Annotated in this window: 11 protein-coding genes and 1 pseudogene; 8 read left to right on the plus strand and 4 right to left on the minus strand. The window is 68.6% G+C overall.

What is annotated here, in order from left to right; all coding sequences use genetic code 11:
- Nucleotides 1–154: 154 nt before the first annotated feature.
- Complete coding sequence (gene argS, locus ACHFFZ_RS04590; RefSeq protein ID WP_394275485.1) at nucleotides 155–1,792, minus strand: arginine--tRNA ligase; 1,638 nt, start codon at nucleotides 1,790–1,792, stop codon at nucleotides 155–157.
- 179 nt (nucleotides 1,793–1,971) lie between these two features.
- Between argS and ACHFFZ_RS04595 the strand changes: the two genes are divergently transcribed.
- From ACHFFZ_RS04595 to ACHFFZ_RS04630, 8 genes are all read left to right on the plus strand, one after another.
- A complete protein-coding gene (locus tag ACHFFZ_RS04595; RefSeq protein ID WP_394275486.1) occupies nucleotides 1,972–2,802 on the plus strand; it encodes an ABC transporter ATP-binding protein in 831 nt (276 codons plus the stop codon).
- Entirely contained in the window at nucleotides 2,799–3,461 is a 663-nt protein-coding gene (locus ACHFFZ_RS04600) for an ABC transporter permease (protein ID WP_394275487.1), read from the plus strand. Before ACHFFZ_RS04595 ends, ACHFFZ_RS04600 begins: the two co-directional genes overlap by 4 nt.
- Nucleotides 3,458–4,138, plus strand: coding sequence for an ABC transporter permease (locus ACHFFZ_RS04605; protein ID WP_394275488.1), 681 nt, complete (start codon nucleotides 3,458–3,460; stop codon nucleotides 4,136–4,138). Before ACHFFZ_RS04600 ends, ACHFFZ_RS04605 begins: the two co-directional genes overlap by 4 nt.
- The gene (locus ACHFFZ_RS04610; RefSeq protein ID WP_394275489.1) at nucleotides 4,135–5,055 is read left to right on the plus strand and encodes an ABC transporter substrate-binding protein; all 921 of its coding nucleotides are present in this window, start codon (nucleotides 4,135–4,137) and stop codon (nucleotides 5,053–5,055) included. The genes ACHFFZ_RS04605 and ACHFFZ_RS04610 overlap by 4 nt, the downstream gene beginning before the upstream one ends.
- 87 nt (nucleotides 5,056–5,142) lie before the next feature.
- Complete coding sequence (locus ACHFFZ_RS04615) at nucleotides 5,143–5,664, plus strand: DinB family protein (RefSeq protein WP_394275490.1); 522 nt, start codon at nucleotides 5,143–5,145, stop codon at nucleotides 5,662–5,664.
- A 61-nt stretch (nucleotides 5,665–5,725) separates the two neighbouring features.
- Nucleotides 5,726–6,550, plus strand: a complete 825-nt coding sequence (locus ACHFFZ_RS04620; RefSeq protein ID WP_394275491.1) for an aldo/keto reductase — start codon at nucleotides 5,726–5,728, stop codon at nucleotides 6,548–6,550.
- A gap of 171 nt (nucleotides 6,551–6,721) precedes the next feature.
- Complete coding sequence (locus tag ACHFFZ_RS04625; RefSeq protein WP_394275492.1) at nucleotides 6,722–8,062, plus strand: UDP-glucose dehydrogenase family protein; 1,341 nt, start codon at nucleotides 6,722–6,724, stop codon at nucleotides 8,060–8,062.
- Between the two features lie 440 nt (nucleotides 8,063–8,502).
- On the plus strand, nucleotides 8,503–9,942 hold the full coding sequence (locus ACHFFZ_RS04630; RefSeq protein ID WP_394275493.1) for a sugar transferase: 1,440 nt from the start codon (nucleotides 8,503–8,505) through the stop codon (nucleotides 9,940–9,942).
- A 143-nt stretch (nucleotides 9,943–10,085) separates the two neighbouring features.
- Here ACHFFZ_RS04630 and ACHFFZ_RS04635 read toward each other — a convergent pair whose 3' ends face one another.
- The 3 genes and pseudogenes from ACHFFZ_RS04635 to ACHFFZ_RS04645 all read right to left on the minus strand — a co-directional run bounded on the left by ACHFFZ_RS04635 (nucleotide 10,086) and on the right by ACHFFZ_RS04645 (nucleotide 11,916).
- Entirely contained in the window at nucleotides 10,086–10,613 is a 528-nt protein-coding gene (locus ACHFFZ_RS04635; RefSeq protein ID WP_394275523.1) for a hypothetical protein, read from the minus strand.
- A 312-nt stretch (nucleotides 10,614–10,925) separates the two neighbouring features.
- Nucleotides 10,926–11,057, minus strand: a pseudogene (locus ACHFFZ_RS04640) (hypothetical protein); the annotation flags it as partial.
- 163 nt (nucleotides 11,058–11,220) lie between these two features.
- Nucleotides 11,221–11,916, minus strand: coding sequence for a vancomycin high temperature exclusion protein (locus tag ACHFFZ_RS04645; RefSeq protein ID WP_394275494.1), 696 nt, complete (start codon nucleotides 11,914–11,916; stop codon nucleotides 11,221–11,223).
- Between the last annotated feature and the right edge of the window lie 2 nt (nucleotides 11,917–11,918).

Raw genomic sequence — 11,918 nt, forward strand, 5'->3', positions numbered from 1 at the left:
CACTATCGCCAGCAAGATCGGCCAGAGCGCCGGCAGCAAGCACATCGGCAGCTTCCAGCAGCCCTGACCGGTTGACGCGGGCGGAGCCCTTCAGGCCCCCATCACGGTTCAGGCCCCCATCACGGTTCAGGCCCCCATCACGGTTCAGGCCCGGTCACATGCGCTCGGGCGCGTCGATCCCCAGCAGGTAGAGGCCCTTGGCGAGCACGCCGCGGGTGGCCTGGCACAGCGCCAGGCGCGAGCCGCGCACCTCGCCCTCGCTCTTCATCACCGGGCACTGCTCGTAGAAGGTGGAGTAGGCACCGGCCAGCTCGTACAGGTAGGTGCACAGCTTGTGCGGCTGCAGGCTCTCGGCCACCTCGGCCACCACCTCGCCGAAGCGGCTCAGCAGCAAGGCCAGCTGCTGCTCGGCCGGCTCGTCGAGCACGGTGACGGCCGACGGCACCTCCACCTGCTCCGCCTCGGCCTTGCGCATGATCTGGCAGATGCGGGCGTGCGCGTACTGCAGGTAGGGCCCGGTGTCGCCGGTGGTGGCCGTCATCCGCTCCGCGTCGAAGGTGTAGTCCTTCTGCAGGCTGTTGGACAGGTCGGCGTACTTGATCGCGGCCAGCGCGATGTTCGGGGCCGCGTGCTGGTTGGCCTCGTCGAGCAGGTCGTCCAGGTGGACGGCGGTGCCCTCACGGGTGGAGAACTTCTTGCCGTCGGTGCCCAGCACCATGCCGTAGCCGACGTGCTGGGCGCGCACGTCCTCGGGCAGGTAGCCGGCCTTGCGGCAGACGCCGAAGATCAGGTTGAAGTGGTGGGTCTGCTCGCTGCCCACCACGTAGACCAGGCGGTCGGCCTCGAGCTCGCCGACGCGATAGCGCAGCGCCGCCACGTCGGTCACGTCGTAGCCGTAGCCACCCTGCGAGTTGCGCATGATCGCCGGGGCGTCGTAGCCGTCGACGAAGACCACCAGCGCACCCTGGTCCAGCTTGGCGATGCCGCGGGCCTCCAGGTCCTCGCAGACCTTGGGCAGCATGTTGTTGTACATGCTCTCGCCCGCGTAGTCCTTGGGTTCCAGCAGCACGCCGAGGCGACGATAGGTGCTCTCGAAGCCGGCCTTGGAGATGGCGATCAGCTTCTCCCACATCGCCAGGGTCTCGGGGTCGCCGGCCTGCAGCTTGACCACCCGATCACGCGAGCGGGTGGCGAAGGCCTCGTCGCTCTTGAGGTGGGCATTGGCGCGCTTGTAGAGCGCCTCGGCGCCGGCCAGGTCGAGGCTGTCCAGGTCGAGGCCCTCCTCGAGGGTCTGCTCGACGAGCATGCCGAACTGGCGGCCCCAGTCACCGATGTGGTTCTGCGGGATCACGATGTTGCCCTGGGCAGTGAGCACCCGGTTGAAACAGTCGCCGATGATCGTGGAGCGCAGGTGGCCCACGTGCATCTGCTTGGCCGCATTCGGTGCCGAGTAGTCGATCACCACGCGCTGCGGCTCGTCGGCCTGCACGATGCCGGCGTGCTCGTCGGCCATCAGGTCGGTGGCCGTCCGGGCGAGCACCTGGGACTTGATGCGGAAGTTGATGAATCCCGGCCCGGCGATCTCCAGTGGCTCGCACAGGTCGTCGAGCTGCAGCTTCTCGACGATCGAGGCGGCGACCTCTCGCGGCGGCCGGCCCTCGCTCTTGGCCAGGCGCAGTGCCACATTGGACTGGAAGTGGCCGAACTGTGGCTTGGTGGCGGGACGCATCTCGGGGTCGATCCCCGTGACGGACTGGACCCGCTCGGTGAGCTGTGAGGGCAGTGAAGACATGGCAGTCATTCTTCCACGCGCCGCGCCCACGCCGCTGCGGACGCACGGACCGCTTCCAGCACACGAGATTCCACCCCTTGAGGGGGAATTATGACCACCCAGTCAGGGTTGGATGGAAGAAGGCCTACCGCACGCCAGGCACCAGCCCGCCGTCCCCCGATGGCAGCGAAGGGAGCAGGATGGGTATCGAGTTCGAGCACGTCACCAAGCAGTACGGCGAGGCCCCGCCCGCCGTCGGCGACTTCAGCCTCGTCGTCCCCACCGGCCAGACCACCGTGCTGGTGGGCTCCTCCGGCTCGGGCAAGACCACCCTGCTGCGCATGGTCAACCGCATGGTCACCCCCAGCAGCGGCCGGGTGCTGATCGACGACGAGGACATCGCCGGCCAGGACCCGGTGAAGCTGCGCCGACGGATCGGCTACGTGATGCAGAACTCCGGCCTGCTGCCCCACCGTCGCGTCATCGACAACATCGCCACCGTGCCCCGCCTCAACGGCGTCGCCAAGAAACAGGCCCACGAGCGGGCCCTGGAGCTGATGGACCTGGTGGGTCTCGACGAGAACCTCGCCCGGCGCTGGCCCGCCCAGCTCTCGGGCGGCCAGCAGCAGCGCGTCGGCGTGGCGCGCGCCCTGGCCAGCAATCCCAACATCCTGCTGATGGACGAGCCCTTCGGTGCCGTCGACCCGCTGGTGCGCTCCGAGCTGCAGCACTGGATGGGCAGGATCCAGGCCGAGCTGCACAAGACCATCCTGTTCGTCACCCACGACATTGCCGAGGCCATCGCGCTGGGCGACCAGATCGTGCTGCTCAAGAACGGCGGCGCCATCGCCCAGGTGGGCACTCCCGCCGACCTCGTCGCCAATCCCGCCGACGACTTCGTCTCGTCCTTCCTGGGCCTGGACCGCGGCGAGCTCGACCTGCACCTGCAGCAGACCGCGCACGGCACCCTGGTGCTCGACTCCCGGGGGCGGCCGGCAGGACGGCTGGCCGCAGGGCAGGAGCTGCCGTGAGCTGGCTCGCCGCCAACCTCGACCTGGTCTGGGGCCTGGCCTGGTCACACCTGCTGATGACGCTGCCCGCGGTGGCGATCAGCCTGCTGCTGGCGCTCCCGGTGGCCTGGCTGGCCAACCGCTGGCGGCCGGGCCGCGCGGCGCTGGTGGCGCTGAGCGGGCTGGTCTACGCCATCCCCTCGCTGCCGCTGTTCATCGTGCTGCCGATGGTGATCGGCACCACGGTGCGCGACCGGTGGAATGTGGTGGCAGCCCTGTCGCTCTACGGCTTCGCGCTGATGGTGCGCTCGGCCACCGACGGGCTCGATGCTGTCGGTGAGGGGCCGCGGCTGTCGGCCACCGCCCTGGGCTATGGCGGGCTGCGACGATTCCTCACCGTCGAGCTGCCCCTGGCCGGGCCGGCCCTGCTGGCCGGCCTGCGGGTGGTGGCGGTGAGCACCGTGAGCCTGGTGACGGTCAGCGCGCTGCTGGGCGTCGGCAGCCTGGGATCGCTGTTCACCGACGGCTTCCAGCGCGGAATCCTGGCCGAGGTGATCACCGGCATCCTGGCCACCGCCCTGCTGGCACTGCTGCTCGACGCGGCGCTGATGGCGATCGGGGCGCTGCTGATGCCCTGGACCCGTGCCGCCGGCAAGGCCAGGACGGAGGCCCGGCGATGAACTTCGTCCGCGAGGCCCTCGCCTGGATCGGCGATCCTGCCCACCTGCACGGCCCGCAGGGATGGCCCTCCCATCTGGCCGAGCACCTCTGGTACACGGTCCTGGCCGTGCTGCTGGCCGGCCTGGTGGCGATCCCGCTGGGCTGGCTCGTGGGCCACACCGGCCGGGGCCGCAACCTGGCGGTGCAGCTGTCCGGCATCGCCCGCGCCCTGCCCAGCCTGGGCCTGGTCACCCTCTTCGGCCTGTGGCTCGGTGTCGGCCTGCAGGCGCCGATGATCGCGCTGGTACTGCTGGCCATCCCCTCGGTGCTGGCCGGGGCCTATGCCGGCATCGAGTCGGTCGACCCCCGCGCCGTCGACGCGGCCCGTGCGCAGGGCATGACCGAGTGGCAGGTGCTTCGCCTGGTCGAGATCCCGCTGGGCCTGCCGCTGCTGGTCGGAGGCATCCGCTCGGCCACCCTGCAGGTGGTCTCCACCGCCACCCTGGCGGCCTATGTCGGCGCCGGAGGCCTGGGCCGCGACCTCTTCCTGGGCCTCAAGACCCAGGACTACCCCCAGATGCTGGCCGCCTCGCTGCTCGTGCTGGGCCTGGCCGTCGCGCTGGAGCTGCTCTTCGAGCTGACCGAACGCCTGCTGCGCCGAAGCGTCCCCACCATCCAGACCCGGGAGTCATCGTGAACCGCAATCCCCTGCGCCTGCTCGCCGTCCTCGTCTGCCTGCTGCTGGCGGCCGGCTGCGCCAGCTCCGACCCGCTGGGCACACAGAAGTCCAGTCAGACCGCAGGTGCCTCGAAGACGCTCGTGGTGGGTTCGCAGCAGTACTACTCCAACGAGATCATCGCCGAGCTCTTCGCCCAGGCGCTGGAGTCGCGCGGCTGGAAGATCACCCGGAACTACCAGATCGGGCAGCGCGAGATCTACCTTCCCGAGATGCAGGCCGGCCGCATCGACCTGATGCCCGAGTACGGCGGTGCGATGCTGCAGTACTACGACAAGGAGTCCACCGCCTCGGCCACCAGCCAGATCATGACCGACCTGCGCAGCGCCCTGCCCGCCGGACTGATGGCGCTGGAACCGGCCGAGGCCACCGACCAGGACTCCTTCAATGTCACCCGCGGGACCGCGCAGAAGTACGGCCTGCAGACGATCGCGGACCTCAGGAAGCTGCCGGAGGTGACACTGGCCGCCAACTCCGAGATCGCCAAGCGCCCCTACGGACCCACGGGCCTCAAGCGGGTCTATGGGGTGGACGCCACGGTGCTGCCGGTGGAGGACTCCGGTGGCCCGCTGACGGTCAAGGCGCTCACCGACGGCAAGGTGCAGGTGGCCGACATCTACTCCGCGAGCCCCTCCATCAAGGCCCGTGACCTGGTGACCCTCTCGGATCCCAAGAACCTGGTGCTGCCGCAGAACGTGGTGCCGGTGGCCAGCTCGAAGGTGGGGGCCGATGCCGCCTCCGTCGTGGCGCTCGTCACGGCGCAGCTGACCACCGACGAACTCACCGAGCTCAACGCCCGCAGCGTGGAGAGGCAGGAAAGCTCGGCGACGATCGCGAAGGCCTGGCTCACCCGCAAGGGGATCATCGCCCAAGGCTGAACCAGGCCCTGACGGCTGGCCCACCGGCCGCCGGCGCGGCACAGTGGAAGGCAACGCACGTCGAGGTCGAGCACAGTGGGAGGACCCATGGATTCACGCGAGTTGTTGCGCGACAGTTTCGAGCGCGTCGCCGACGACCTGCCGGCCGTCCTGGACGGGCTGGATGCCGACACGGTGAACCGCCCGCCCGCGCCGGGGGCGAACTCGATCGGCTGGCTGGCCTGGCACCTGGCCCGGGTCGAGGATGCCCAGGTGGCCGACATCGCCCAGAGCCTCGGCCTCGGTGACGGCTCCCAGGTCTGGCACGACGGCTGGTACGAGCGCTTCGGCCTGCCCTACCCGATCGAGGCGCACGGCTATGCCATGTCGGCCGAGGACGCGGCGGCCTTCGCCGTCGACGACCCGGAGCTGCTGGCCGACTACCACCGGGCCGTGCACCAGGCCACGCTGCAGCTGCTGGAGCAGCTGGACGAGAAGTCCCTGGACCGCATCGTCGACGACTCCTACCAGCCCCCGGTGACGGCCGGGGTGCGGCTGGTGAGCACGGTCAACGACATCACCCAGCACCTGGGCCAGGCCGGCTATGCCAGGGGCCTGCTCGGCCGCTGACGGCTGCGGCACCCGCGACCAACCACACCAACCCCACCCATCCATCCATCCAAGGAGAAGCATGAACAGCATTCCCGAGGTCACCCTCAGCGACGGCAAGAAGATCCCCCAGCTCGGCTTCGGCGTCTGGCAGGTGGAGGACGAGCAGGCCACCCCCGCCGTCGCCAAGGCCCTGGAGACCGGCTACCGCCACATCGACACCGCCGCCATCTACGGCAACGAGGCCGGCGTCGGCCGCGCCCTGAAGAGTTCCGGAATCGCCCGCGACGAGCTCTTCGTCACCACCAAGCTGTGGAATGACATGCACCACAAGGCCGATGCCCGCAAGGCCATCGAGACCAGCCTGGAGAAGCTTGGCCTCGACCACGTCGACCTCTACCTGATCCACTGGCCCTCGACCGTCAAGCACGGCGATGCCTACATCGAGGCCTGGAATGCCATGCAGGAGTTCAAGGCCGAGGGCTTGGTGACCAGCATCGGCGTCAGCAACTTCCATGAGATGCACCTGGACAGGCTCGAGGGCGAGAGCCCCGTGATCGACCAGGTGGAGCTGCACCCCACCTTCCAGCAGACCGAGCTGCGCCGCGTCCTGGACGACCGCGACATCCGCACCGAGGCGTGGAGCCCGCTGGGCCAGAGCAAGGACCTGGGCAATGACACGATCGCGAAGATCGCCGAGAAGCACGTCCGCACCCCTGCCCAGGTGATCATTCGCTGGCACCTGCAGCTGGGCAATGTGGTGATCCCCAAGTCGGTCACGCCGGAGCGCATCGAGCAGAACTTCGACGTGCTGGGCTTCGAGCTGGACCAGGCCGACATGGAGGCCATCGCGAAGCTTGACGAGGGCAACCGCCTGGGCGCCAACCCGGAGGATGCCGACTTCTGAGTCGGTCACGCTTGCGAGTCCGTCGCGCGGCCCGGAAGGCAACACCGGCTCTGAGGAGCGACGGCCACCACGTGTGAGGGCCATGAGCAGCAGGGCCCCGACCTCGGTCGGGGCCCTGCTGCCCTCGCGGATCTTCATCTGCCCTTCATCTTGGGTGACTAGGCTCATCCCATGCGTCTGTCCACGATTGGTTGCGGATACCTGGGTGCCGTGCACGCTGCGTGCATGGCCGAACTCGGCCACGAGATGGTCGGCCTCGACGTCGACCAGGCCAAGGTCGACAAACTCTCCCGAGGCGAGAGCCCCTTCCACGAGCCGGGCTTCCCGGAACTGCTGCGGCGCAATGTGGAGTCCGGCCGCCTGCGCTTCACCACCGACCCGGCCGAGATCACCGATGCAGAGATCCACTTCATCGGCGTCGGAACGCCCCAGATGAAGGGGCGCTATGCCGCCGACCTGAGCCAGGTCGATGCCGCGGTGTCCACGGTGCTGGAGCACTCCCGCCCGCGGGGCGAGCGCCCGGTGCTGATCGCCGGCAAGTCGACGGTCCCGGTGGGCACCGCCGAGGGGATCGCCGAGCGCGCCGCGGCCAGCGGCAAGGACATCGCGGTGGTCTGGAATCCGGAATTCCTGCGCGAGGGCTTCGCGGTGAAGGACACCCTGCACCCGGACCGGATCGTCTACGGCCTGCCTGAGGATCGCGTCCGAGGCACCGTGATCCGCGAGATCCTCGACGAGTGCTATGCCCAGCTGCTCGAGGAGCAGATCCCGCGCCTGCTCACCAACTACCCCACCAGCGAGCTGGTGAAGGTGGCCGCGAACTCCTTCCTGGCCACGAAGATCAGCTTCATCAACGCGATGGCCGAGCTGTGCGAGGCCACGGGCGGCGATGTCACCAAGCTGGCCGAGGCGATCGGACACGATGACCGGATCGGCAAGAAGTTCCTGCGGGCCGGCATCGGCTTCGGCGGTGGCTGCCTGCCCAAGGACATCCGCGCCTTCATGGCCCGCGCCGGCGAGCTGGGCGTCGACCAGACCCTCACCTTCCTGCGGGAGGTGGATGCCATCAACCTGCGTCGCCGCGAGGGCACCGTGGAGCTGGCGGCGGGACTCTTCGGGGGCCGCCTGGTTGGCCGCAAGGTGGCCGTGCTGGGTGCCGCCTTCAAGCCAGATTCCGACGACCTGCGAGACTCCCCCGCCCTGGACATCGCGACACGGCTGTGGGCACGGGGGGCCGATGTGGTGATCACCGATCCTGCCGCCGGCGACGGCCTGCGACGTGCGCGTCCCGACCTGTACGTGGTCGACACCGTCGAGCAGGCGGTCAAGAATGCCGACCTGGTGATGGTGCTCACTGAGTGGAAGCAGTTCACGGAGCTGGATCCCGCGGAGCTGCTGCCCAGGGTGCGCGGGCCGCGCATCATCGACGGCCGCAATGTGCTCGATCCACACCGTTGGCACGAGGCCGGCTGGGACTACCACGGCATCGGCCGGGGGGTGTCCACCTGGTGACCGTTTCGTGTCCACGAAAGGATTCCGCTGGCCATGATCCGGACAGAACCGTCCGGGACCCAGACACGCCCCCGTTCAGGGAGACAGGGGCACTGATTCTGACGGAATGCTGAGTCGACGTGAAGAAGGTTGGTGCAGAATTCTTCAGCCTGACATCTGACATATGAGATTCTGGCTAGGTCGTCGACCCCTACATGGCCGCGTGAAGCACTCCTGGAAGCCCGCCGGAGCCCCTGCAGACAGAGGTTCGTCCCGATAGACTCCGAACCGTAGTTCGGGGGAGCACACACACGTCAATCGTGGCAATCCCGCATACCGCCCAGGGACTCTGGGCGGAACGCGAATTTGAACTCGGGGGAGTCAGTGTCATCCCGGCCAGCGCGTCGGGCCAGATCTGGCCGCCCGCCTCCAGGGGTGGAGCAATGCTTTTGAAGAACAACGTGAGCCCAAGCCGGCTGAGGATTCCACGGCGCGTCACGCACCGCTCACGCAGCGTCGCACCATGGCTGCTCGCCGCGAGCGACGCACTGACCGTGCTGCTCGCGACCCTGGTGGCCCTCGCCTTCCGCAATGTCGTGCCCGGCTTCCAGGACCCCATCCAGGTCAACTACAGCGTCTCGCTGCTGTGGCCGCTGGCCGTGGTCATCTGGATCGCGTGCCTGTTCAGCGCCGGCGCCTATTCCGACAAGAACCTCGGGGCCGGCACCGACGAGTACGCCCGGGTGGTGCACTCCAGCCTGATGGCGGCCGCCTTCATCGGCATCTGCTGCTACCTGACGCGCTTCGACCTCTCGCGCGGCTTCTACATCCTGCTCTTCGCCTTCGGCACGCCCCTGTTGGTGCTCACCCGCTGGATGGTGCGCCGTGGCATCCACATCCTGCGCCGCCGCAACTGGCTGACCCGTCGCGTGGTGCTGGCCGGCAACCCGCAGAACATCCAGGAGATCCTGACGGTCGCGCGTCGCGAGGCCTGGCTGGGCTACTACATCGTCGGCGCGATCCTGCCCGAGGGCACCCAGCGCGGCGAACTCGACCTGCCGGTGCTCGGCACCATCGGCGAGACCATCGACATCGTCGGCCAGCGCGACATCGACATCGTGATCTTCGCCGACGGCTCCTTCCCGTCCTCACGCGGCTTCCGCCGGATGGCCTGGGCCCTGGAGTCACACCGCGCCCAGATGGTCGTCGCCCCCGCCCTGACCGACATCGCCAGCCAGCGCATCCAGGTGCGTCCCGTCGCCGGCATCCCGCTGGTGCTCGTCGAGCCGCCCACCACGCAGCAGGCAGGCCGCTGGGCCAAGCGCACCTTCGACATCGTGGTCGCCTCCCTGATCCTGCTGGCCATCAGTCCGATCATGATCGGCACCGCCGTGGCCATCTGGCTGGACGACCACGGACCCGTGATCTTCAAGCAGGTGCGCGTGGGCAAGAACGGTGAGCACTTCGAGTGTCTCAAGTTCCGCTCCATGGTGACCAATGCCGAGGAGATCCTGAAGTCGCTGCAGAACCAGGGCCCCAATGCGGTCATGTTCAAGATGGAGAACGACCCCCGCATCACCAAGGTGGGCCACTTCATCCGTCGCTTCTCGATCGACGAGCTCCCCCAGCTGTGGAATGTGGTGCGCGGCGACATGTCGCTGGTCGGCCCCCGCCCCGCACTGCCCAAGGAGGTCGCGCAGTATGCCCCGCACGTCAACCGTCGCCTCGAGGTGCGCCCCGGTCTGACCGGTCTCTGGCAGGTCTCCGGCCGCTCCAACCTGAGCTGGGACGACACCGTGCGCCTCGACCTCTACTACGTCGACAACTGGTCCATGACGCAGGACCTCACCATCCTGGCGATGACCCTCAAGGCCGTGCTGGCCTCCGACGGCGCCTACTGATCCCCCACCCAGAACCAGCTCCACCCGCCTGGACGCGCACAGTGGACTGTGCACGCCCACCCGACAAGGGCACCCGCTGCAGCACGTGCCCCGGTGATCAGCAAATGCCGTGTCGGCTCTGCACGTCGATGCCGCGGCGCTCATCAGGCCGCCGGACGACGGGATCCAGCCAACGCCTGCTGGATCCGTCCACACAACACCTTGGGTCTTGCAAGGTCTGGGCCCATCCACCGGACCTGCCGCCATCCACGGTCTGCCAAGGCATTGTCCCGGTGCTTCTCCGCCATCAGCACCTGTCGCGCCGTCTGTCCCGGCGCCAGCAACTCGTCGTACTTCACGGCTCCGTCGCACTCCCCGTAGACCTTCTCCTCCAACCAGGCGAAGTCCAGGCGGGCAATCACGTGCCCGTGATCATCGACGACCACGTGCTGCAGCACCGGCCTCGGAAGGCCATGCCGCCACATGATGATCCGGCTGCGGCTCTCCAGGGGACTGCCAGAGCGCCCGTCGGCAAAGGCCAGCGCATCACGGGCCATCTTGACCCCGGGCACTCGCCGACTGCGCGCGATCTCACCCTCGAGTTCTGCCCTGAACATCGCAGATTCCTCTCCAGGATGGTCGGGGCTGCGCAGGGCGGCATCCAACAGGACCACGGCATCGTCGAAGCTCATCCCCCGAGCCACATCGACCAGTGTCCTCGCCCGTGCGGTCACCCTGAAGCCCTCCGCCGTGACGATGTCATCCGCGGCCAGCCAACCACCATGCGTGTGGACCACCTGGTTCCGCTGACCACCACCCGGTGTTCGTCTGGTGCGCGTGACCTGGACGAGTTCCCCGGGCCCGTGCGGAAGGTGGAGACCGTGCAGCACCGCGGCCGACTCATGACTGAGGACAACATCACCCAGGCATGGGGCAGTCGCCTCAATCAGCAGCCGGTGTCGCTCCACCGGCGTGTCCGGTTCCTCGTCGCTATAGACGCCACGTCGGATGCGGACCAGGTGGCCATTGCCAACGGCTCGTCGCAGGTCCCGGTCCGTCCGCCCCTCAGCCAGCAGGTCCTTCGTGGTGCGAAGTGTCATGCTCCCATTCCACGGCCCCTGCTCGGAGTGCACCATGGCTGGGAGCGGACGGACAACACTGGGACAACACCTCGCTGCTGTCGGGCCGATGTGCGCAGTGGACTGCGCACGCCCACCCGACAACGGCCCCCGCTGCAGCGCGTGCCCCCGGCGGTCAGCACGGGCGGGGTCAACTCCGCACGCGAAAGCAACAACCGGGTCAGCGACCCAGGGCGTCGTGCACCCCGGGCTCAGGGTCGCCCATCGTGGGCATTCGACGAGAACCCACGTCCCACAGCATCTTGAGGTTGGCGGGCAGCTCCCGCACCGCGAAACGGGCCCAGCCCAGACGCCACAGCACCGGGACGTCGTGCAACGAACCCAGGCCCTGCACGCTCCAGTCCCCCACGCCGACCGCGTCGACGCCGACCAGCCGGCAGGTGGTGACCGCCCGGGGCAGGTGGTAGCCCTGGCTGACCACCACCAGCTCCTCGACCCCGAAGATGCGGCGGGCCCGCACGCACGAGTCATAGGTGTCGAAACCGGCGAAGTCCACCACCACGTCCTCGGGTGGGATACCGGCCTCGACGAGGTAGCGCTTCATCGCGGTGGGTTCGTCGTAGTGGTCGATGCCGTTGTCACCACTGACCAGCAGCACGTCCACCAGGCCGGCCCGGTGCAGCTCGACCGCCCGGTCCAGCCGCCCGCGCAGGAAGCGCGAGGGGCGGCCGTCGGGATGGACCTGGGCGCCCAGGACGAGGGCCACGCGGGGCCCCTGGACGGTGGCCGTCGCGGTGCGATGCTCCTCCACGGTGCGCACCCGCCCCGTGGAGCTGGCGACAGTCAACAGCCAGGGCAGCCCCAGGACCAGGGTCCCGCAGGCCGCCGCTGTGCCCACCACCCGCCGCCAGCGCATCC

It is taken from the genome of Luteococcus sp. (genome assembly GCF_043424415.1).
Taxonomy (GTDB): domain Bacteria; phylum Actinomycetota; class Actinomycetes; order Propionibacteriales; family Propionibacteriaceae; genus Luteococcus.